The 21,923-nt window shown below is 65.0% G+C and carries 23 protein-coding genes; 18 read left to right on the top strand and 5 right to left on the bottom strand.

Annotated elements, in window-relative coordinates; all coding sequences use genetic code 11:
- Positions 1-183 precede the first annotated feature (183 nt).
- The 7 genes from hslV (at position 184) to F3J43_RS11415 (ending at position 8,015) form a co-directional block, all read left to right on the top strand.
- Positions 184-714 (top strand): ATP-dependent protease subunit HslV, encoded by a 531-nt coding sequence (hslV, locus tag F3J43_RS11445; protein WP_054884302.1) that lies wholly within the window; start codon positions 184-186, stop codon positions 712-714.
- 88 nt (positions 715-802) lie between these two features.
- On the top strand, positions 803-2,149 hold the full coding sequence (hslU, locus tag F3J43_RS11440; protein WP_353618220.1) for an ATP-dependent protease ATPase subunit HslU: 1,347 nt from the start codon (positions 803-805) through the stop codon (positions 2,147-2,149).
- Positions 2,150-2,322: 173 nt separating this feature from the next.
- Positions 2,323-2,700 carry a gamma-butyrobetaine hydroxylase family protein gene (locus tag F3J43_RS11435; RefSeq protein ID WP_166885887.1) on the top strand — a complete coding sequence of 126 codons (378 nt, stop codon included), beginning with the start codon at positions 2,323-2,325 and terminating at the stop codon, positions 2,698-2,700.
- Between the two features lie 336 nt (positions 2,701-3,036).
- A complete protein-coding gene (gene phaC / locus F3J43_RS11430) occupies positions 3,037-4,716 on the top strand; it encodes a class II poly(R)-hydroxyalkanoic acid synthase (protein ID WP_166885885.1) in 1,680 nt (559 codons plus the stop codon).
- A gap of 63 nt (positions 4,717-4,779) precedes the next feature.
- Positions 4,780-5,631 (top strand): poly(3-hydroxyalkanoate) depolymerase, encoded by an 852-nt coding sequence (gene phaZ / locus F3J43_RS11425; protein WP_166885882.1) that lies wholly within the window; start codon positions 4,780-4,782, stop codon positions 5,629-5,631.
- An 81-nt stretch (positions 5,632-5,712) separates the two neighbouring features.
- A complete protein-coding gene (gene phaC, locus F3J43_RS11420; protein ID WP_166885880.1) occupies positions 5,713-7,395 on the top strand; it encodes a class II poly(R)-hydroxyalkanoic acid synthase in 1,683 nt (560 codons plus the stop codon).
- Between the two features lie 5 nt (positions 7,396-7,400).
- The gene (locus F3J43_RS11415) at positions 7,401-8,015 is read left to right on the top strand and encodes a TetR/AcrR family transcriptional regulator (RefSeq protein ID WP_166885878.1); all 615 of its coding nucleotides are present in this window, start codon (positions 7,401-7,403) and stop codon (positions 8,013-8,015) included.
- Positions 8,016-8,090: 75 nt separating this feature from the next.
- Here F3J43_RS11415 and F3J43_RS11410 read toward each other — a convergent pair whose 3' ends face one another.
- From F3J43_RS11410 to F3J43_RS11400, 3 genes are all read right to left on the bottom strand, one after another.
- The gene (locus F3J43_RS11410) at positions 8,091-8,831 is read right to left on the bottom strand and encodes a phasin family protein (protein ID WP_166885876.1); all 741 of its coding nucleotides are present in this window, start codon (positions 8,829-8,831) and stop codon (positions 8,091-8,093) included.
- Positions 8,832-8,841: 10 nt separating this feature from the next.
- On the bottom strand, positions 8,842-9,264 hold the full coding sequence (locus F3J43_RS11405) for a phasin family protein (RefSeq protein WP_166885874.1): 423 nt from the start codon (positions 9,262-9,264) through the stop codon (positions 8,842-8,844).
- A gap of 180 nt (positions 9,265-9,444) precedes the next feature.
- Positions 9,445-9,720 (bottom strand): polyhydroxyalkanoic acid system family protein, encoded by a 276-nt coding sequence (locus F3J43_RS11400; RefSeq protein ID WP_166885872.1) that lies wholly within the window; start codon positions 9,718-9,720, stop codon positions 9,445-9,447.
- A 125-nt stretch (positions 9,721-9,845) separates the two neighbouring features.
- Between F3J43_RS11400 and ubiE the strand changes: the two genes are divergently transcribed.
- The 11 genes from ubiE to F3J43_RS11345 all read left to right on the top strand — a co-directional run bounded on the left by ubiE (position 9,846) and on the right by F3J43_RS11345 (position 20,050).
- Positions 9,846-10,616 (top strand): bifunctional demethylmenaquinone methyltransferase/2-methoxy-6-polyprenyl-1,4-benzoquinol methylase UbiE, encoded by a 771-nt coding sequence (gene ubiE / locus F3J43_RS11395; RefSeq protein WP_166885870.1) that lies wholly within the window; start codon positions 9,846-9,848, stop codon positions 10,614-10,616.
- Entirely contained in the window at positions 10,616-11,242 is a 627-nt protein-coding gene (locus F3J43_RS11390; protein WP_166885868.1) for a ubiquinone biosynthesis accessory factor UbiJ, read from the top strand. The genes ubiE and F3J43_RS11390 overlap by 1 nt, the downstream gene beginning before the upstream one ends.
- Complete coding sequence (gene ubiB, locus F3J43_RS11385; RefSeq protein ID WP_166885866.1) at positions 11,239-12,852, top strand: ubiquinone biosynthesis regulatory protein kinase UbiB; 1,614 nt, start codon at positions 11,239-11,241, stop codon at positions 12,850-12,852. The genes F3J43_RS11390 and ubiB overlap by 4 nt, the downstream gene beginning before the upstream one ends.
- A gap of 73 nt (positions 12,853-12,925) precedes the next feature.
- The gene (hisI, locus tag F3J43_RS11380; protein ID WP_166885864.1) at positions 12,926-13,318 is read left to right on the top strand and encodes a phosphoribosyl-AMP cyclohydrolase; all 393 of its coding nucleotides are present in this window, start codon (positions 12,926-12,928) and stop codon (positions 13,316-13,318) included.
- A 2-nt stretch (positions 13,319-13,320) separates the two neighbouring features.
- Positions 13,321-13,656, top strand: coding sequence for a phosphoribosyl-ATP diphosphatase (locus F3J43_RS11375; protein ID WP_166885862.1), 336 nt, complete (start codon positions 13,321-13,323; stop codon positions 13,654-13,656).
- A gap of 158 nt (positions 13,657-13,814) precedes the next feature.
- On the top strand, positions 13,815-14,087 hold the full coding sequence (locus tag F3J43_RS11370) for a twin-arginine translocase TatA/TatE family subunit (protein ID WP_166885860.1): 273 nt from the start codon (positions 13,815-13,817) through the stop codon (positions 14,085-14,087).
- 3 nt (positions 14,088-14,090) lie between these two features.
- Positions 14,091-14,465, top strand: a complete 375-nt coding sequence (gene tatB, locus F3J43_RS11365) for a Sec-independent protein translocase protein TatB (protein WP_166885858.1) — start codon at positions 14,091-14,093, stop codon at positions 14,463-14,465.
- The gene (gene tatC, locus F3J43_RS11360) at positions 14,462-15,253 is read left to right on the top strand and encodes a twin-arginine translocase subunit TatC (RefSeq protein WP_166885857.1); all 792 of its coding nucleotides are present in this window, start codon (positions 14,462-14,464) and stop codon (positions 15,251-15,253) included. The genes tatB and tatC overlap by 4 nt, the downstream gene beginning before the upstream one ends.
- Positions 15,250-15,957 (top strand): 16S rRNA (uracil(1498)-N(3))-methyltransferase, encoded by a 708-nt coding sequence (locus F3J43_RS11355; RefSeq protein ID WP_166885856.1) that lies wholly within the window; start codon positions 15,250-15,252, stop codon positions 15,955-15,957. The genes tatC and F3J43_RS11355 overlap by 4 nt, the downstream gene beginning before the upstream one ends.
- A gap of 99 nt (positions 15,958-16,056) precedes the next feature.
- The gene (locus F3J43_RS11350; protein WP_166885854.1) at positions 16,057-17,973 is read left to right on the top strand and encodes a HAMP domain-containing methyl-accepting chemotaxis protein; all 1,917 of its coding nucleotides are present in this window, start codon (positions 16,057-16,059) and stop codon (positions 17,971-17,973) included.
- A 148-nt stretch (positions 17,974-18,121) separates the two neighbouring features.
- A complete protein-coding gene (locus F3J43_RS11345; protein ID WP_166885852.1) occupies positions 18,122-20,050 on the top strand; it encodes a methyl-accepting chemotaxis protein in 1,929 nt (642 codons plus the stop codon).
- 50 nt (positions 20,051-20,100) lie between these two features.
- Here the strand turns inward: F3J43_RS11345 and F3J43_RS11340 are convergent, their stop codons facing one another.
- Both F3J43_RS11340 and F3J43_RS11335 read right to left on the bottom strand, forming a co-directional pair.
- Entirely contained in the window at positions 20,101-20,835 is a 735-nt protein-coding gene (locus tag F3J43_RS11340) for an amino acid ABC transporter ATP-binding protein (protein ID WP_166885997.1), read from the bottom strand.
- A complete protein-coding gene (locus F3J43_RS11335; protein WP_166885850.1) occupies positions 20,828-21,790 on the bottom strand; it encodes an amino acid ABC transporter permease in 963 nt (320 codons plus the stop codon). Before F3J43_RS11335 ends, F3J43_RS11340 begins: the two co-directional genes overlap by 8 nt.
- Positions 21,791-21,923: the final 133 nt, after the last annotated feature.

The following is a 21,923-nucleotide window of genomic DNA, read 5'->3' as shown; positions in this document are numbered from 1 at the left end:
CTACATATCAGAAATGCCGGGGCCGCTTGGCGGCCCTTTCGCAACACAAAGCCGCTCCTTCATCGACCGCGCTCGAGCTGGAGCCAGGAGCAACCATTCATCCAATGTGGTTGAAATCCTTCCCCCCTCACCCCATATGAGTCTGCATCAGGCATTTTCGCCCCGCTGCGTGGAGACTCTCCCTTGACTACCATCGTTTCTGTCCGCCGTAACGGCAAAGTCGTCATGGGCGGCGACGGCCAGGTTTCCCTCGGCAACACCGTGATGAAAGGCAACGCCAAGAAAGTCCGTCGCCTGTACAACGGCCAGGTCATCGCCGGTTTCGCCGGTGCCACCGCCGACGCCTTCACCCTGTTCGAGCGTTTCGAGGCCCAGTTGCAGAAACACTCCGGCCACCTGGTGCGCGCCGCCGTCGAGCTGGCCAAGGAATGGCGTACCGACCGCTCGCTGAGCCGCCTGGAAGCCATGCTGGCCGTGGCCAACAAGGATGCCTCGCTGATCATCACCGGCAACGGCGATGTGGTCGAACCCGAAGATGGCCTGATCGCCATGGGCTCCGGCGGCGGCTACGCCCAGGCCGCAGCCCGCGCCCTGCTGAACAAGACCGACCTGTCGGCCCGGGAAATCACCGAGACCGCCCTGAACATCGCCGGTGACATCTGCGTGTTCACCAACCACAACCTGACCATCGAGGAGCAGGACCTGGCCGAGTGATCAGCTGTTCTGGCGCCCCGTCCCTGCCTGAGAGCGGCCACCGACGGGGCTTTTCCACGCTGACCCACTCCGTTTCAGGACCGTACTGATCATGTCCATGACCCCCCGCGAGATCGTCCACGAACTCAACCGCCACATCATTGGCCAGGACGACGCCAAGCGCGCCGTGGCCATCGCCCTGCGCAACCGCTGGCGGCGCATGCAGCTGCCCGCCGAGCTGCGCGCCGAAGTCACCCCGAAGAACATCCTGATGATCGGCCCCACCGGCGTCGGCAAGACCGAAATCGCCCGCCGCCTGGCCAAGCTGGCCAACGCGCCGTTCATCAAGGTCGAAGCGACCAAGTTCACCGAAGTCGGCTATGTCGGCCGTGACGTCGAGTCGATCATCCGTGACCTGGCCGATGCCGCGCTGAAGATGCTGCGCGAGCAGGAAATCGTCCGCGTGCGCCACCGTGCCGAGGACGCCGCCGAGGACCGTATCCTCGACGCCCTGCTGCCGCAGGCGCGAGTCAGCAGCTTCAGTGAAGAAGCCCAGCAGTCCAGCAGCGACTCCAACACCCGTCAGCTGTTCCGCAAGCGCCTGCGCGAAGGCCAGCTGGATGACAAGGAAATCGAGATCGACGTCGCCGACAGCATGGGGGTCGAGATCGCCGCGCCGCCCGGCATGGAAGAGATGACCAACCAACTGCAGAGCCTGTTCGCCAACATGGGCAAGGGCAAGCGCAAGACCCGCAAGCTGAAGGTCAAGGAAGCGCTGAAGATGGTCCGCGACGAAGAAGCCAGCCGCCTGGTCAACGAGGAAGAGCTCAAGGCCAAGGCCCTGGAAGCGGTCGAGCAGCACGGTATCGTGTTCATCGACGAGATCGACAAGGTGGCCAAACGTGGCAACGTCGGCGGCGCCGATGTCTCCCGCGAGGGCGTGCAGCGCGACCTGCTGCCGCTGATCGAGGGCTGCACCGTCAACACCAAGCTGGGCATGGTCAAGACCGACCATATCCTGTTCATCGCCTCCGGTGCGTTCCACCTGAGCAAGCCGAGCGACCTGGTGCCCGAGCTGCAGGGTCGTCTGCCGATCCGTGTCGAGCTCAAGGCCCTGACTCCGGAAGACTTCGAGCGCATCCTCAAGGAACCGCACGCCTCGCTGACCGAACAGTACCGCGAACTGCTCAAGACCGAAGGCCTGAACATCGAGTTCGCCGACGAAGGCATCAAGCGCCTGGCCGAGATCGCCTTCCAGGTCAACGAGAAGACCGAGAACATCGGTGCCCGCCGCCTGCACACCCTGCTCGAGCGCCTGCTCGAAGAAGTGTCGTTCAGCGCCGGCGACCTGGCCAGCAGCCACGACGAGACGCCGATCCACATCGACGCTGCGTACGTGAACAGCCACCTCGGTGAGCTGGCGCAGAACGAAGACCTGTCGCGCTACATCCTGTAAGACCGCAGGGGCCGCTGCGCGCCCCTGTCGCAGGCTGTCGCCAGCCCCCACACTGAGAGCAAGGCTGTCTGTGGGAGCCGGCGACAGCCTGCGATAGGGCTGCACAGCAGCCCCTTGCACAATGCCTGGAATCACTCGAAGCTTGCAGCTTGAAGCCAAAGAGAGATTCGCCCATGGCCCGCCTGCCCACCGCCATCAACCTGCACAAAGCCTCCAAGACCCTCAGCCTCACCTATGCCCCCGGCGAGGTCTATCACCTGCCCGCCGAGTTCCTGCGCGTGCACTCCCCGTCCGCCGAGGTCCAGGGCCACGGCAACCCGATCCTGCAGTTCGGCAAGATCAACGTCGGCCTGTCCGGCCTGGAGCCCGCCGGCCAGTACGCCCTGAAACTGACCTTCGACGACGGCCATGATTCAGGATTGTTCACCTGGGAGTACCTCGAGCAACTGTGCCTGCGCCAGGAACAGCTCTGGGCCGAATACCTCGACGAACTGCACAAGGCCGGCAAATCCCGCGACCCGTCCGAATCGGTGGTGAAACTGATGCTCTAGTCCAGGGGCCCGAAGCTTTAGAGCGCATTTTCTAATCTCATCTGCTTGAATGCGAGGATGACAGCCAAAGACTGGCTGTCTTGCGCATTACACGAAAGTCGGGTAACCAATGGAGCTGGCAAGTTCCCTGCATCGCTTTTCAGCCACGCAGGATCTGGCCGGTATGTAGAGGTCGCGAGCGAAAGCAGGCTGTCTTCACACGCAGAAAAACCCGCAGCTCATCACCGACACGCATCCGGTCGCAGCACCGCTGTTCCTTATCACTGGTCACCCGAGTAGCAGTACCGGGCTGTCACAGCACGCCGGTACTCGTCTCAGGACAACGGAGCGTCGTAGATGAGTAACAAGAACAACGATGAGTTGCAGCGGCAGGCCTCGGAAAGCACCCTGGGGCTCAACCCGGTCATCGGCATTCGCCGCAAGGACCTGCTCACCTCGGCGCGCACGGTCTTGCGCCAGGCGATGCGCCAACCCTTGCACAGCGCCCGGCACGTGGCGCACTTCGGCCTGGAGCTGAAGAACGTGCTGCTGGGCAAGTCCAGCCTGCAGCCTGAAAGCGACGACCGCCGCTTCAGCGACCCGGCCTGGAGCCAGAACCCCCTGTACCGCCGCTACCTGCAGACCTACCTGGCCTGGCGCAAGGAGCTCAACGACTGGGTCGCCGGCAGCGACCTGTCGCCGCAGGACATCAGCCGTGGCCAGTTCGTCATCAACCTGCTGACCGAGGCCATGGCGCCGACCAACACCCTGTCCAACCCCGCGGCGATCAAGCGCTTCTTCGAGACCGGCGGCAAGAGCCTGCTCGACGGCCTGTCCAACCTGGCCAAGGACCTGGTCAACAATGGCGGCATGCCCAGCCAGGTGAACATGGCCGCCTTCGAGGTCGGCAAGAACCTCGGCACCAGCGAAGGATCGGTGGTGTACCGCAACGACGTGCTGGAGCTGATCCAGTACAGCCCCATCACCGAACAGGTGCACGCCCGCCCGCTGCTGGTGGTGCCACCGCAGATCAACAAGTTCTACGTGTTCGACCTGAGCCCGGAGAAGAGCCTGGCGCGCTTCTGCCTGCGCGCACAGCAGCAGACCTTCATCATCAGCTGGCGCAACCCGACCAAGGCCCAGCGCGAATGGGGCCTGTCCACCTACATCGACGCGCTCAAGGAAGCAGTCGACGCGGTGCTGGCGATCACCGGCAGCAAGGACCTGAACATGCTCGGCGCCTGCTCCGGCGGCATCACCTGCACCGCCCTGGTCGGCCACTACGCGGCGCTGGGCGAAAAGAAGGTCAACGCCCTGACCTTGCTGGTCAGCGTGCTCGATACCACGGTCGACACCACGGTGGCGCTGTTCGTCGACGAGCAGACGCTGGAGGCGGCCAAGCGCCACTCCTACCAGGCCGGCGTGCTCGAAGGCAGCGACATGGCCAAGGTATTCGCCTGGATGCGCCCCAACGACCTGATCTGGAACTACTGGGTCAACAACTACCTGCTGGGCAACGAGCCGCCGGTGTTCGACATCCTGTTCTGGAACAACGACACCACGCGCCTGCCCGCCGCCTTCCACGGCGACCTGATCGAGATGTTCAAGAACAACCCGCTGACCCGCGCCGATGCCCTGGAAGTGTGCGGTACCGCCATCGACCTGAAGAAAGTCGAGTGCGACATTTACAGCGTCGCCGGCACCGCCGACCACATCACCCCCTGGCAGTCCTGCTACCGCTCGGCCCACCTGTTCGGCGGCAAGATCGAGTTCGTGCTGTCCAACAGCGGCCACATCCAGAGCATTCTCAACCCGCCTGGCAACCCCAAGGCCCGCTTCATGACCGGCGAGGATCGCCCGGACGATCCGCAGGCCTGGCAGGAGAATGCGGTCAAGCACACCGATTCCTGGTGGCTGCACTGGCAGACCTGGCTGGGCGAGCGGGCTGGCGAGCTGAAGAAAGCCCCGACGCGCCTGGGCAATCGTGCCTACGCCGCCGGCGAGGCTTCACCGGGTACCTATGTCCATGAACGCTGAGTGAACCCGTGCTGGCGCGCCGCCCGGCGCGTCTACACGCTACGCCACCCTAGAGTTACGCGTATGCCGCAACCGTACATCTTCAGGACTGTCGAGCTGGACAACCAGTCCATCCGCACCGCGGTCCGCCCAGGCAAGCCGCACCTGACGCCATTGCTGATCTTCAACGGCATCGGCGCCAACCTCGAGCTTGTTTTTCCGTTCATCGAGGCGCTCGACCCGGACCTCGAGGTCATCGCCTTCGACGTGCCAGGCGTCGGCGGCTCGTCGACGCCACGCCACCCCTACCGTTTCCCCGGCCTGGCCAAGCTCACCGCGCGCATGCTCGACTATCTCGACTACGGCCAGGTCAACGTGATCGGCGTGTCCTGGGGTGGGGCCCTGGCCCAGCAGTTCGCCCACGACTATCCCGAGCGCTGCAAGAAACTGGTGCTGGCGGCCACCGCCGCCGGTGCGGTGATGGTCCCGGGCAAGCCCAAGGTGCTGTGGATGATGGCCAGCCCCCGGCGCTACATCCAGCCCTCCCATGTGGTCCGCATCGCGCCGCTGATCTATGGCGGCGGTTTCCGCCGTGACCCGGACCTGGCCCTGCACCACGCCTCGAAAGTCCGCTCCGGCGGCAAGGTCGGTTACTACTGGCAGCTGTTCGCCGGCCTTGGCTGGACCAGCATCCACTGGCTGCACAAGATCCACCAGCCCACCCTGGTGCTGGCCGGCGACGACGACCCGCTGATCCCACTGATCAACATGCGCCTGCTGGCCTGGCGAATTCCCAATGCGCAGCTACACATAATCGACGATGGCCATCTGTTCCTGATCACCCGGGCCGAGGCCGTCGCCCCGATCATCATGAAATTCCTCCAGCAAGAGCGCCAGCGCGCAGTCATGCATCCGCGACCTGCCGCCGGCAACTGACTACCGGCCGGCGCAAGGATCCAGCGCCGGCCTGCCCTTGCTGTGTTCCAGCACCTGCTGGCCTGACGATGGAGTGTTGGCATGAAAGACAAACCGGCATCAGGGACGACACCGGCCCCCGCCACCAGCATGACCCTGCAGAATGCGATCAATGGCCTGCGCGGCCGCGACCTGCTCTCGACCTTGCGCCATGTCGGCCGCCATGGCCTGCGCCATCCCCTGTACACCGCCCACCACCTGCTCAAGCTCGGCGGCACGCTGGGGCGGGTGATGCTGGGCGAAACGCCATTCCAGCCACACCCGCGCGACACACGCTTCAGCGACCCGACCTGGAGTCAGAACCCGCTCTATCGCCGCAGCCTGCAGGCCTACCTGGCCTGGCAGAAGCAGACCCGCCTGTGGATCGAGGAAAGCGCCCTGGGCGACGACGACCGCGCCCGGGCGCAATTCCTGTTCAACCTGATCAGCGATGCCGTGGCCCCGAGCAACACGCTGCTCAACCCTCAGGCGGTCAAGGAGCTGTTCAACACCGGCGGCCAGAGCCTGCTGCGCGGCGCCAGCCATCTGCTCGACGACCTGCGCCACAACGACGGCCTGCCCCGCCAGGTGGACGAGCATGCCTTCGAGGTCGGCGGCAACCTCGCTGCCACCCCTGGCGCGGTAGTATTTCGCAACGAGCAACTTGAGCTGATCCAGTACAAGCCCATGAGTGAACGGCAGTACGGCCGGCCCTTGCTGGTGGTGCCACCGCAGATCAACAAGTTCTATGTATTCGACCTCGGCCCGACCAACAGCTTCGTCCAGTACATGCTCAAGAACGGCCTGCAGGTGTTCATGATCAGCTGGCGCAACCCCGACCCGCGCCATCGTGAATGGGGCCTGTCGAGCTACGTACAAGCCCTGGAGGAGGCGCTCAACGCCTGCCGCAGCATCAGCGGCAGCCGCGACCCCAACCTCATGGGCGCCTGCGCCGGCGGGCTGACCATGGCCGCCCTGCAGGGCCATCTGCAGGCCAGGAAGCAACTGCGCAAGGTGCGCAGCGCCACCTACCTGGTCAGCCTGCTCGACTGCCACTTCGAAAGCCCCGCCAGCCTGTTCGCCGACGAGCAGACCCTGGAGGCGGCCAAGCGCCGTTCCTACCAGCGCGGCGTGCTGGATGGCGGCGAGGTGGCACGGATCTTCGCCTGGATGCGGCCCAACGACCTGATCTGGAACTACTGGGTCAACAACTACCTGATGGGCAAGAAACCGCCGGCCTTCGACATCCTCTACTGGAATGCCGACAGCACCCGCCTGCCCGCCGCGCTGCATGGCGAGCTGCTGGACTTCTTCAAGCTCAACCCGCTGACCTTCCCCGAAGGCCTGGAGGTGTGCGGCACACCTGTCGACCTCAAGCAGGTCGACCTCGACAGCTTCACCGTGGCCGGCAGCAACGACCACATCACCCCCTGGGACGCGGTGTACCGCTCGGCCCTGCTGCTCGGCGGCGAACGCCGCTTCGTGCTGTCCAACAGCGGGCATATCCAGAGCATCATCAACCCACCGGGCAACCCCAAGGCCTACTTCCTGCACAACGAGCGACTGTCCAGCGACCCCCGCGCCTGGTTCCACGATGCCGAACGCCAGGACGGCAGCTGGTGGCCGTTGTGGCTGGAGTGGATCAGCCAGCGCTCCGGCACGCTCAAGGCGCCGCGCGACGAACTGGGCAACGCCACCTATCCACCGCTCGGCCCGGCGCCCGGCACCTACGTCATGGCGCGCTGAACCGGATGAAGACCCGTGACCGTATCCTCGAGTGCGCCCTGCAACTGTTCAACCAGCAGGGCGAGCCCAATGTCTCGACGCTTGAGATCGCCAACGAGCTAGGCATCAGCCCGGGCAACCTGTACTACCACTTCCATGGCAAGGAGCCGCTGGTGCACGGCTTGTTCGAGCGCTTCGAAGAGGCCCTGATGCCGCTGCTCGACCCACCTCTGGACGTGCGCCTGGATGCCGAGGACTACTGGCTGTTCCTGCACCTGATCGTCGAGCGCATGGCCCAGTACCGCTTTCTGTTCCAGGACCTGTCCAACCTGACCGGGCGCCTGCCCAAGCTGGCCCGGGGCATGCGCAGCCTGATCAACGCCCTCAAGCGCACCCTCGCCGCACTGCTGGCCAGCCTCAAGAGCCAGGGCCAGGTGACCAGCGAGACCCAGGCACTGGGGCAATTGGTGGAACAGATCACCCTGACCCTGATGTGCTCGCTGGACTACCAGCGGGTGCTCGGACGCGAGGGGGATGTGGGCGTGGTGGTGTACCAGGTGATGATGCTGGTGGCGCCGCACCTGCAGGCACCGGCGCGGGCGGCGGCGGAGCAGTTGGCGATGCGCTACCTGGAAGGCTGAAATGATCGCGGGGCGAGCCTGCTCCCACGAGATACCCGTGGGAGTGGGTTCGCCCCGCAATAGTGTGACGCGCGGTCAGGCCTGGGTGGCTGCGCTCACGGGTGCCGACGGCGGGTTGCCGGCGGGTGCCGCGCTTGGCGCTGCGGCAGGTGCCGGCGCTGCGGGCTTGGCGGCTGCGGGCTTGGCCGGGGCTTTCTTCACCGCTGGCTTTTTCGCCACGGCCGGTTTGGCCGCCGGCTTGGCAGCCGCTTTCGCCGCTACGGGCTTGGCGGCAGGCTTGGCGGCTGGTCTTGCCGCTGCGGTTTTCGCCGCAGGCTTGGCCGTGGCGGTCTTCGCAGCCGGCTTGGCAGCAGCCTTGGCCAGCGGCTTGGCGGCGGTCTTGCTCGCAGCGGCCTTGGAGACCGGGGTCACCGACGCACCGGTCAGTTTCTCGATCTGCTTGGTCAAGGTATCGACCTGCTGGTGCAGGGCCTTGATCTCGTTGCGGCTCGGCACACCCAGGCGCGAGATGGCGCTGTTCAGGCGCTTGTCGAAAGCTTCCTCGAGCTCGCTCCACTTGCCCAACGCGCGGTCCTTGACGCCCGAAACACGCGAAGTAGTCGACGACTTGGCGCTGTCGGCCACGTCTTCGGCGGTTTTCTTCGCCTGCTTCTCGGCCTTCTCGCCATCCTTCACCAGCGTATCGAACAGCTTCGAACCATCCTGGTCGATCTTGGAGTAGATACCCAGGCCAGCCAACCAGATCTTGCGGGAATACTTCTCGATTCCGCCGATCCAGGAGCTGCCTTCTTTCTCGGTGTTCTTCTTGCCAGCCATCCTGCTCTCCTTATGGTTTGCGCGCGACACGCTCGAGCAGCTCATGCAGCTGTTCAAGCTTGATGGACAACGCCTCAACGTCATGTTTAGACGGAATGCCAAGGCGATTCAAGGCGCGCCCGACACGCGCGTCGAAAGCCTGCTCGATCTTGTTCAGCTGGACCTCGACCTTGCCACGCACCCGGCTCACTTCCTGGGCGGCCTCATCGATCTGGCCATTGGCGGCATGCAGCTCCTTGTCGATGCGTTTCTTGCCACGCTTCTCGACGCCTTCGCCAGCCTTGACCAGCTCCTTGAAGTAATCGGAACCTTCCTGGCCGACCCGGGCGTAGGCACCGATGCCTGCCAGCCAGATCTTGCGCGCGTAGCCGCGCACCTCGCCCAGGGTATTGCCTTGGGCGTCATCTTTTTTCTTGAGATTCACTTTGGCCATGCTCTGCACCTCATGCTCATTTGAAGGAGGGAGGAACTGCCCGGGGGTTGGGCTTGAGCGTGAAGGTAGGCGGAAAAATTAGAATCCTCACCCTAAGGTGCGGCGCTACGAGACGCTGGGAGCTTTGTGGGAGCGGGCTTCACAACGCCCGCGCCCGCAAACAGCGTGGGATTCGCAGTGTCAGGCCAGCGCCTTGTCCAGCGCCCGCTCGATCTCGCCCTTGATGCTGGAGCTCATCATCGACAGCATCATGCCCAGCTTCAGCTCGACCCGGATGCTGTCCTCACCGATCTGCACACTGCCATTGGCGCCGCTGCGCGACACCTCGACGCGATCGCCGTTCCAGCGCGCCTTGAGGTCGTACTCACGGCTCAACCGGTCCACCAGCGCCTCGGCCTTGGCACGGGCGGCCTCGCGGCCGAGGGAGTGTTTGCGTTCGACGCTGATCTGGGTCATGCGGGTGTTCCTGGATATGAAGACAATGGCCGCATTATGCCCCCGACCGCCCGGCGACACACCCTGCCAAGACAAAACCGCCCGTTGCCCATAGAATGGCGGTAATTTTTTTCTGGTGAAGCGAAATGACCGACCAGCGCAAAGGCGACCACGCCGAACCCACCACCCACTTCGGCTACCAGGACGTGCCGGAAAGCCAGAAGGCGAAGAAAGTCGCCGAGGTCTTCCACTCCGTGGCCGCCAAGTACGACCTGATGAACGACGTGCTCTCCGGCGGCATGCACCGCCTGTGGAAGCGCTTCACCATCGAGCTGTCCGGGGTGCGCAGCGGCAACCGCGTACTGGACATCGCCGGCGGTACCGGTGACCTGGCCGCCAAGTTCTCGCGCCTGGTCGGCCCTACTGGCCAAGTGGTGCTCGCCGACATCAACGACTCGATGCTCAAGGTCGGCCGTGACCGCCTGCTCGACCGCGGCGTGGCCGGCAACATCGAGTTCGTCCAGGCCGACGCCGAGAAGCTGCCGTTCCCGGACAACCACTTCGATTGCGTGACCATCGCCTTCGGCCTGCGCAACGTCACCCACAAGGACGAGGCGATCCGCTCGATGCTGCGGGTGCTCAAGCCAGGCGGCCGCCTGCTGATCCTGGAGTTCTCCAAGCCGACCAACAAGCTGATGTCCAAGGCCTACGACGCCTACTCGTTCGCCTTCATGCCATTGGCCGGCAAGCTGATCACCAACGACTCCGAAAGCTATCGCTACCTCGCCGAGTCGATCCGCATGCACCCCGACCAGGAAACCCTCAAGGCCATGATGGTCGAGGCCGGTTTCGACCGCGTCAGCTACCACAACATGACCAGCGGCATTGTCGCCGTGCACCGGGGAATCAAGCCCTGATGCTCCTGGCCGGCCTGCTCGCCAGCGTCGAGCACGGGCTCAACCGGGTCCTGCGCATGGACAGCACGGCACTGCCGCGCCTGGCCGCGCTCGAGGGCAAGGTGATCGAGATCGACTGCGTGCAACCGGCCCTGAAGCTGTTCGTACTGCCCGATGAAGAGGGGCTGATGCTCGCCGCCCACTGGGAAGGTGACGTCGACTGCACCCTGCGCGCCCCCGCCGGGCGCCTGGCGCAACTGGCCCTGGCCAAGGACAAGACCGCGGTGCTGCACAGCCCGCAAGTCGGGCTGCATGGCGACAGCGCGGTGCTGCTCGATCTGTTCGCCATCCTGCAGGACCTCGACCTGGACTGGGAGCACGAGCTGCAGCGCTGGCTGGGCCCCGTGCCCACCGCGCTGATCGCCGGCCATGTGCGCCTGCGGGCGCGCTGGACCCGGCAGGGCCTGGCCCGATTCAGCCAGAGCCTCAGCGAATACCTGGCCGAAGAGTCCCGCACCCTGGTCGGCAAACGCGAAGCCGAAGCCGCCTTCAGCGAGCTCGATGCACTGAAGGTCGATATTGAACGCCTCGAGGCGCGCCTGCGCCGCCTCGCCGCCCACACTCCTGATACCAGCGATAACGCATGAAGCTGCTCGCCGTCCGCCGTCTCTTCCGCATCCAGCGCGTGGTGATCCGCTACCGTCTCGATGACCTGCTGTTCGAACAGCCCCTGCTGCCCTGGTGGTTGGCCAGCCTGCGCCTGCTGATGCCCTGGCGCTGGCTGCCGCGCAAGCCGTCCGAGCTCAGCCGTGGCGCACGCCTGCGCCTGGCACTGCAGGACCTGGGGCCGATCTTCATCAAGTTCGGCCAGTTGCTCTCCACCCGCCGCGACCTGCTGCCCACCGACATCGCCGACGAGCTGATGCTGCTGCAGGACCGGGTGCCACCGTTCGATCCGAAGCACGCCGTGGCACTGATCGAGGAACAGCTCGGCGCCAAGGTCGGCGAGGTATTCAGCCGCTTCGACGTCGAGCCGCTGGCCTCGGCCTCGGTGGCTCAGGTGCACGCCGCGCGCCTCAAGAGTGGCGAAGAAGTGGTGGTCAAGGTGGTGCGTCCGGGCCTGAAGCCGGTGATCGCCCAGGACCTGGCCTGGTTGTTCCTGATCGCCAAGGCCGCCGAGCGCGCCTCGGCCGATGCTCGCCGGTTGCACCCGGTGGAAATCGTCGGCGACTACGAGAAGACTATCTACGACGAGCTCGACCTGCTGCGCGAGGCCGCCAACGCCAGCCAGCTGCGGCGCAACTTCGAAGGTTCCGAGCTGATGTACGTACCCCAGGTCTACTGGGACTTCTGCCGGCCCAAGGTGCTGGTGATGGAACGCATCTACGGCGTGCCGGTCACCGACATGGCGACCCTGGCCGACCAGCGCACCGACATGAAGATGCTTGCCGAGCGCGGCGTCGAGGTGTTTTTCACCCAGGTGTTCCGCGACAGCTTCTTCCACGCCGACATGCACCCAGGCAATATCTTCGTCAGCACGGTCAAGCCGTGGAGCCCGCAATACATCGCCATCGACTGCGGCATCGTCGGCAGCCTGACGTCCGAGGACCAGGACTACCTGGCGCGCAACCTGATTGCCTTCTTCAAGCGTGACTACCGCCGCGTCGCCCAGTTGCACATCGATTCGGGCTGGGTACCGGCGCAGACCAAGGTCAACGAGTTCGAAGCGGCGATCCGCACCGTGTGCGAGCCGATCTTCGAAAAACCGCTGAAGGACATCTCCTTCGGCCAGGTGCTGATGCGTCTGTTCCAGACCGCCCGGCGCTTCAACATGGAAGTCCAGCCACAGCTGGTGCTGCTGCAGAAGACTCTGCTCAACATCGAGGGCCTGGGTCGTCAGCTGTACCCCGACTTGGACCTGTGGAGCACCGCCAAGCCGTTCCTGGAGCGCTGGATGCGCGAGCGCATGAGCCCCAAGGCGGTGATCGGCAACCTGTACAACCAGGCCGAGCAGTTGCCGCACCTGGCCGACATGACCCGTGACCTGCTCGAACGCCTGTCGCAGCCACACCTGAACGACCCGCAACAGCCTGAGCAGCGCCGTGCTGGTGACAACTGGGCGCTGCGCCTGCTCGGTGCCGGCCTGCTCGGCGGCGGCGCCACCCTGGCCGCCGGCGCCGTCAGCCTCAGCGCCCCGGCCGCCTGGCCAGCCTGGCTGATGCTGGCTGCGGGCCTTTACCTAATCGTGCGCCGATAGCCAGCCGCGCGGCTGGCTGGCACACTAGCGCACAGGGGCCCGGTACGGGAGCGGGCCCGGTTTGGAGTCGACGATGAAAGACTGGCTGGACGAGATCAAGTGGAACAGCGATGGCCTGGTACCGGCGATCGCCCAGGACCACAAGACCGGGCGCGTGCTGATGATGGCCTGGATGAACCGTGAATCCCTCGCCCTGACCGCCGCCGAGCATCGCGCCATCTACTGGTCGCGCTCGCGGGGCAAGCTGTGGCGCAAGGGCGAAGAGTCAGGCCATGTGCAGAAACTGCACGAAATGCGCCTGGACTGCGACGCCGACGTGATCATCCTGATGGTCGAACAGCTCGGCCATATCGCCTGCCATACTGGTCGTGAAAGCTGCTTCTACCGCGTCTACGAAGACGGCCAGTGGAAAACCGTCGATCCGGTCCTCAAGGACCCGGACGCCATCTACAGCGCAGGACACTGAACATGAGCGACACCCTGACCCGCCTGGCCGAAGTGCTCGAACAGCGCAAGCAGGCCGCCCCCGACAGCAGCTATGTAGCCAGCCTGTATCACAAGGGGCTGAACAAGATTCTCGAAAAGCTCGGCGAGGAGTCGGTGGAGACCATCATCGCCGCCAAGGATGCCGCCGTGAGCAAGGATTACAGCGATGTCATCTATGAGACCGCAGACCTGTGGTTCCATAGCCTGGTCATGCTCAGCGCGCTGGGCCAGCATCCACAGGCGGTGCTCGATGAGCTGGAGCGCCGCTTCGGGCTTTCCGGGCACGATGAGAAGGCTGCGCGCCAGCCCTCTGCCTGACCGTATTGCCAGGGGGGCGTGGCGCCCCTTTCGCGACACAAGGCCGCTCCAGGAGTGCCCCGTGTCGCCTGATTGAATCGCAGCCCCCCCATGCAGGGCGAGCTGCAAGGCAGCCCCCAGGGCCTGATAGACCGACATACATTTTTCAGGAGTACGAAATGGGCATTTTTGACTGGAAACACTGGATCGTCCTGCTGGTCGTCGTGGTACTGGTGTTCGGCACCAAGAAACTGAAGAACTTCGGCAGCGACCTGGGCGAGTCGATCAAGGGCTTTCGCAAGGCTATGAGCGAGGAAGAGAACAAGTCGACCGAGCAAACCCCGCCGCCCGCCCAGCCGGTGCCGCCGGTGCAGAACGCGCCACAGCAGAGCCAGGGCCACACCATCGAGGGCCAGGCCCAGCCGGTCCAAGAGCCGCAGCGGAAAGACTGACCCATGTTCGGCATCAGCTTCAGCGAGCTGCTGCTCGTCGGCCTGGTCGCCCTGCTGGTGCTCGGTCCCGAGCGCCTGCCCGGTGCCGCGCGCACTGCCGGCCTGTGGATCGGCCGCCTCAAGCGCAGCTTCAACGCCATCAAGAACGAGGTCGAGCGCGAGATCGGCGCCGACGATATCCGTCGCCAACTGCATAACGAGCACATCCTGCAGATGGAACAGGAAGCCAAGCGCATCCTCAATCCGCAGATGCCGCCCGCACCGCCGTCGGCCAGCCAACCTGTCGAACAGGCGCCACCCGCCCCTGTCGGCGAAACGCCCGCAGCGCCGAACACGACGCCGCCCTCCGAGCCGCCACAACCGCCCCGAGCCCCATGAGCGAAAACCCGGAACATGACCAGCCGATGCCGCTGGTCTCGCACCTGACCGAGCTGCGCACCCGACTGCTGCGCTGCGTCGCCGCCATCTTCCTGATCTTCGCCGGGCTGTTCTCGTTCGCCCAGCAGATCTACACCCTGGTCTCGGCCCCCCTGCGCGCCCACTTGCCGGCCAATGCGACGATGATCGCCACCGATGTGGCCTCGCCGTTCCTGACGCCATTCAAGCTGACCATGATCGTCTCGCTGTTCCTGGCCATCCCGTTCATCCTCCAGCAGATCTGGGGCTTCATCGCCCCTGGCCTGTATCGCCATGAGAAGCGCATCGCCATCCCGCTACTGGTGTCGAGCATCATCCTGTTCTACGCCGGCATGGCCTTCGCCTACTTCCTGGTGTTCCCGCTGATCTTCGGCTTCTTCGCCAGCGCCACGCCCGAAGGCGTGTCGATGATGACGGACATTTCCAGCTACCTGGACTTCGTCATGACCCTGTTCTTCGCCTTCGGCGTCGCCTTCGAGATCCCCGTCGCGGTGGTGCTGCTGGTGTGGATCGGCGTGGTCGACGTGAAGTACCTGAAGAAGGTCCGCCCCTATGTGATCATCGGCTGCTTCGTGGTCGGCATGATCCTCACTCCGCCAGACATCTTCTCCCAGACCCTGCTGGCAGTGCCGATGTGGATGCTGTTCGAGGTCGGCGTGCTCTGCGGCAGCCTGATCCGCAAGCGCGGCCATGTCGACGAAGACGCCGAAAACGATCACAACGACCAACCACCTGCGACCCAACCGTGAACCTGTTGCTCCTCGAAGAGGCCGACTTCGTGTCGGCCGACCGTGTCGTCCTTTCCGACCGCCGTTTCATCCACATGCAGGACATCCACCGCGTCGCGGTAGGCGACAACCTGCGCGTGGGGCGTATCAATGGCCTGATGGGCAAGGCCGAGGTGCTGCGCCTCGCCGGCCATGAGGCCGAGTTGCGGGTAATCTTCGACCAGACGCCGCCGGCCAAGCTGCCACTCACCCTGGTGCTGGCCGTGCCGCGGCCGAAGATGCTGCGCCGCCTGTTCCAGACAGTCGCCACCCTGGGCGTGCCACGCCTGGTCCTGGTCAACAGCTACAAGGTCGAGAAGAGCTTCTGGCAGACCCCGTTCCTCTCCCCCGAGAGCATCCGCGAGAACCTGATCCTGGGCCTGGAGCAGGCCCGTGACACCGTCTTGCCGGAGGTGATCATCGAAAAGCGCTTCAAGCCTTTCGTCGAGGATCGTCTGCCAGCCATCGCCCAAGGCAGCCTGGGCCTTGTCGCCCATCCGGGCCCCTACCCAGCCTGCCCACGGGCGGTCGAGGGCCCGGTCACCCTGGCCATTGGCCCGGAGGGCGGCTGGATCCCCTACGAGGTCGAGTTGCTGGGCAAGGCTGGACTGGCCCCCGTGCAACTGGGCGAGCGCATCCTGCGGGTGGAAACGGCAGTGACCGCACTGCTCTCGCGAATTTTCTGACAGCTCGGTCAGAGCTGTCTCATCAAGTTTCCCTGGCGCAAGCCGATGGCCTGTGCAACAAAACAACAATTTGCACTGCCAATCGCCGGGGGAGTCGACATGTACCGATGGTTTGCCCAATCACTGGGGAATGTGAGCGTCAATCGTAAGTTGGGGATCGGTTTCGGCCTGGTGCTGTTGCTCACCCTGGCCATCACCTTCACGGGCTGGATCGGCCTCGACAGCGTGACCGACCGTGGCGACAAGCTCGGCAACATCTCGGTGATCCACCAGTACACCCAGGACCTGCGCATCGCCCGCCAGCACTACGAGCGCAACCGCGACCAGGCGAGCGTGGCAGAGCTGGAGAAGGCCCTGGCCAACCTCGAGCGCCAGGTCCAGTTCATGCTCGACCAGATCGAGCTGCCGGCCGATCGCCAACGCCTGGAGCAGCAGCGCGAGGCGGTACGCCAATACCAGCAAGCCTTCAACGACCTCAAGCAAGCCGACCAACGGCGCAGCGCCAGCCGCCAGGTGCTCGGCGACAGCGCCGACAAGGCCAGCGAACTGATCGGCACGGTCCAGCAGCGCCTGCTGCAGGGCGGCGATATCCACCAGTACCAGGAAGCGGTAGAGGTCAGCGCCCAGTTGCAGCAGGCTCGCTTCCAGGTCCGCGGCTATACCTACAGTGGCCGTGCCGAATTCCAACAGACCGCGCTGGCCGCCATCGACCAGGCCCTGCCAGTCCTCAGGGCCCTGCCAGCCAAGGTCCCTGCCGAGCATGCCGCCAGCCTCGAAGCCGCCGCCAGTGCGCTGGCCGCCTATCGCGACGCGGTGATCCAGGTGGGCAACGCCCAGACCGCCAGCGAGCAGGCCCTCGCCCAGATGGCGGCCCAAGGCACCGTCCTGCTCGATACCAGCCTGCAGATGAGCGAATCGCAAACCCAGGTCCGCGACCAGGGCACCCGTCAGGCCAAGAGCCTGCTCGCCGGTGCTACCGGCCTGGCCCTGCTGCTGGGGGTACTGGCCGCCCTTGCCATCACCCGGCAGATCACCGTGCCGCTGCGCCAGACCCTGGCGGCGGCCGAACGCGTCGCCAGCGGCGATCTGCGCCAGGACCTCAAGACCGACCGCCGCGACGAACTGGGCCAGTTGCAGGCCAGCATGCAGCGCATGACCCAGAGCCTGCGCGAGCTGATCGGCGGCATCGGCGACGGCGTCACGCAGATCGCCAGCGCCGCCGAGGAGCTGTCGGCGGTGACCGAACAGACCAGCAATGGCGTCAACAACCAGAAGGTCGAGACCGACCAGGTCGCCACTGCCATGAACGAGATGGCCGCCACGGTGCAGGAAGTGGCGCGCAATGCCGAACAGGCCTCGGAGGCCGCGCTGATGGCCGACCAGCAGGCCCGCGAGGGCGACAGGGTAGTTGGCGAGGCCATCGCCCAGATCGAACGCCTGGCCAACGAAGTGGTGAACTCCAGCGAAGCGATGAACCAGCTCAAGACCGAGAGCGACAAGATCGGCAGCGTGCTCGACGTGATCAAGTCGGTGGCCCAGCAGACCAACCTGCTGGCGCTCAACGCCGCTATCGAAGCCGCCCGCGCCGGCGAAGCCGGACGCGGCTTCGCCGTGGTCGCCGACGAGGTTCGCAGCCTGGCCCAGCGCACCCAGCAGTCGACCGAGGAAATCGAGGAACTGATCGCCAGCCTGCAGAATGGCACCGAGCATGTGGCCAATGTCATGGACAGCAGCCGAGCGCTGACCGACAGCAGTGTCGAACTGACCCGCCGTGCTGGCGGATCGCTCGATACCATCACCCGCACGGTGTCGTCGATCCAGGCGATGAACCAGCAGATCGCCACCGCTGCCGAGCAACAAAGCGCGGTGGCCGAGGAGATCAACCGCAGTGTGATGAACGTGCGCGACATTTCCGACCAGACTTCGGCCGCCAGCGAGGAAACCGCCAGCTCCAGCGTCGAACTGGCACGCCTGGGCACGCACCTGCAGCAACTGGTGGGGCGGTTCAGGCTTTAACGCGCAAGGGCAGCGGTAGCCCTTCAATTCGCAAGGAATTTTCCTACGCGATTTGCAGGTCACGTCCCACGCACTCTGCGCCGATGATCGACAGGCCATGCCGGCAATTTGCCGCCATGGCCTTTGTTCATCTGCACGGAGACCTGCCATGTTCGGCTACCTAGACCGCATGCTCGGCAACCTCAAGGTCGGGCGCAAGCTCGCCCTCGGGTTCGCCGTGGTACTGCTGCTCACACTGGCCACCACCATTAGCGGCTGGCGTGCCCTCGATGGCGCCATCACTCGCTCGGAACAACTCAGCGAAATAGGGGCGATCAACGACCTGACCAAGGACCTTCGCGCCGAACGCATCACCTATCGGGTCCTCAACGACGACACCAGCAAGAGCCGTATCGGTCGCATCCTCGACCAGTTGCAGAGCCGTCTGAACCTGCTGCTGCAGCGCAGCAGGGTGGACGAATCGCGCCAGACGCTGGAGCAGAAACTGCAACTGCTCCAGCGCCTGCAAGAAGACTTCGCCACCTTGCAGCGCACCGTCGACAGTCGCGAAGGGCTGCGCACCGCCATGCGCGAACAGGCGGCCACGCTGGAGAAAGTCATCGACGAGTTGCAGACCCAAGCGCTACTGAAAATGCCCGGCGACGGTCAGCAAGGCAATGTGGTCGGCTTGATGGACACCCTCAGCCGCCATATCGAGTCCGCCAACCAGCAGAGCCAGGTGCCGGCCTACTTCGGCCCTCGGGATGATTTCGCCAAGGTGGGCGACACGGCACTGGACGCTGCGGATACCAGTCTGGGTCAGCTGTTGCGCGCGATCGCGCCGCTGAGCCTGCCACGCGCACTGATGGAGCGGCCCGAGGGCGAGCTCGGTCGCTACCGGGAAAGCCTGCTGCGCTATCGAAAGGCGGCACTGGAGGTCGAGCAACTGCAGGACAACATGGAGAAGATGGGCGAGGAACTGCGCGCCGCCAGCCTTGAACTGGGCGCCCGCAAGATCGAACAGCGCGACAGCGAAGCGGTAGCCGCCCGCTCGCTGCTCACCAGCGTTGCTGTGTTGGCGCTACTGGTCGGGGTGCTCGCCGGCTGGCTGATCACCCGACAGATCACCGCCCCCTTGCAGCAGGTGCTGACGCAGGCCACGCGCATCGCCCGTGGCGACCTCAGCCAGGTCGACTCGGTGGAAATGGGCGAGCTGCAGAACAGCATGCGCGAGATGACCCTGAGCCTGCGCGAGCTGCTTGGCGGCATCGACGAGGGCGTCGGGCACCTGTCGAAGTCTGCGGCGCAACTGGCCACTTCGAGCATCGACACCCGTGAACGCATCAGCCAGCAGCGCGAGGAGACCGACCAGGTGGCCACCGCGATGAACCAGATGAGCGCGACGGTACAAGAGGTGGCGCAGAACGCCGAGCAGGCTTCGGTGGCGGCGACCGCTGCGGACAACCAGGCACAACTGGGCGACCAGGTGGTGGCCGAAGCCATCGCCCGTATCGAACAGTTGGCCAGCCAGATGGATCACTGCCTTGACGCGATGGGCCACTTGTCTGGCGAAAGCCAGCGTATCGGCTCGATTCTCGATGTGATCAAGTCGGTTTCCGAACAGACCAACCTGCTGGCGCTCAATGCGGCCATCGAGGCGGCGCGGGCGGGTGAGGCCGGCCGTGGTTTCGCCGTGGTGGCCGACGAAGTGCGTGGTCTGGCCCAGCGTACCCAGCAGTCAACCGAGGAAATCGAGCAACTGATCGACAGCCTGCACCGGGGGACCGACGAAGTCACCGGCCTGCTGGACAACAGCAAGCGCCTGACCGAGCAAAGCGTCGAACTCAGCCGCAAGGCGGGCGACGCGCTCGGCCAGATCACCCAGACGGTGTCGACCATCCAGGGCATGAACCAGCAGATCGCCACGGCCAGCGAGCAACAGAGCGTGGTGGCCGAGCAGATCAATCGCAGTGTGATCAATGTCCGCGATGTTTCGGACCGGACCAGCGAAGCCAGCGAGCAGACCGCTGCATCGAGTAGCGAGCTGGAAGCGCTGGGGCAGCAACTGCGGGGGATGGTGGGAAGGTTCAGTCTTTGAGGGGCGAGCCCGCGCCTATGACGATGGCATAGGCGCGGGCTCGTCTTCGCTCACAGTACCTGGCGCAGGAACGCCTGGGCCCGTGGGTCCTGGGGAGCAGCGAAGAACTGCTGCGGCGGTGAATCCTCCAGCAGCTTGCCGTGGTCGAAGAACAGCACACGGTCGGCGACTTCCCGGGCAAAGCCCATCTCGTGGGTGACACAGACCATGGTCATGCCTTCCTGGGCCAGGGTCTTCATCACATCCAGCACTTCGCCGACCATCTCCGGATCGAGCGCCGAGGTCGGCTCGTCGAACAGCATCACCTTCGGCTCCATGGCCAGGGCGCGGGCGATCGCCACCCGCTGCTGCTGGCCACCGGACAGCCGCGAGGGGTACTCGTTGGCCTTCTGCGCGATACCGACCTTCTCCAGCAACGCCAGCGCCTTGGCTTCGCGCTCGGCCTTGCCACGCTTGCGCACCACCTTCTGTGCCAGGCACAGGTTCTCCAGCACGGTCATGTGCGCAAACAGGTTGAAGTGCTGGAACACCATGCCGACTTCACGGCGGTAGGCGTTGATATCGGTCTTGGGGTCGTCCAGGCGCAAGCCGTCGATGGACACATGGCCTTCGTCGAAATGCTCCAGGCCGTTGAGGCAGCGCAGGAAGGTCGACTTGCCCGAGCCCGACGGGCCGAGCACCACCACCACTTCGCCCTTGGCGACCTGGGTGGTGACGTTGTCCACCGCGCGCACCACCATGCCCCGGGTGTCGAAGACTTTCAGCAGGTCACGGACTTCAATCACTTTGCGCAAGCCTCCGCTCGAGCCGGCTGGCGATGTGCGACAGCGGCAGGTTGATCAGCAGGTAGAGGCCCGCCACGCAGAACCAGATCTCGAAGGTCGAGAACGAGGTGGTGATGGCTTCGCGGCCGCTCTTGGTCAGTTCGGTGATGGCGATCACCGACACCAGCGAGGTGTCCTTGACCAGGCTGATGAACTGCCCGGCCAGCGGTGGCAGCACGCGCTTGAAGGCCTGCGGCAGGATCACGTGGCGCATCGACTGGCCGCCGGTCAGGCCCAGCGAGCGCGCGGCCTCGTTCTGGCCCTTGGCGATCGACTGCACGCCGGCGCGAACGATCTCGGCCACGTAGGCGCCGGTGAACAGCGCCAGCGCCGCGACCCCGGCGAACTCGCGGGACAGGTTGAGCACCGTGCCGATGAAGAAGTAGAAGATGAAGATCTGCACCAGCAGCGGCGTGCCGCGCACCAGTTCGACGTAGACGGTGGACAGGTCGCGCAGGGTGGGATTGTGGGACAACCGGCAAAGCCCGGCGAACAGGCCGATCACCAGGCCAAGGGCGCCAGAGATCACCGAGATCCACAGCGTGGTCCACAGGCCCCAGGCCAGCGGCCCTGCGGCCCAGTGGCGGGTGACGCCGATGGCGTCGCCTTCGGCGACATCGTCGCCACGGGCCAGTTGCAGGCTGTCCTTGGCGACTTCGATGACTTGGGTATCGCCGCTGTCATCCTTCAGGGTGACCCGGGCGTTGTCGCCGGACACCACGATTTCCTCGACGCTGCCGAAGTTTGCGGCACGCTGGGTTTCCTCGGCCTTGTAGGCGAAGTATTGCGGAACGCGGTTCCAGCGCCACTCGTAGGAAATCATCGAGGTGGCCAGGTACAGGCTGAACGCCAGGCCCACCAGGACCAGCGCGGTCAGCCCATGCCAGGGCCACAGTGCTTTCTTGTGTTTGATCACGTGGGGTACTTCCGTAAATGCGGTACGCGCAGGGGGCACCTCGGCGCCCATCTAGGGCACCCCGCAGGGCAAGCCTGCCGTGGCAGCGGGCTTGTCCTGCGAATCGGCCGGGGCCAGCCTTGCGCGGAGGGTC

This window comes from Pantoea sp. Cy-639 (assembly GCF_011752525.1).
Taxonomy (GTDB): domain Bacteria; phylum Pseudomonadota; class Gammaproteobacteria; order Pseudomonadales; family Pseudomonadaceae; genus Aquipseudomonas.
This window is presented reverse-complemented; position numbering and strand designations above follow the sequence as displayed.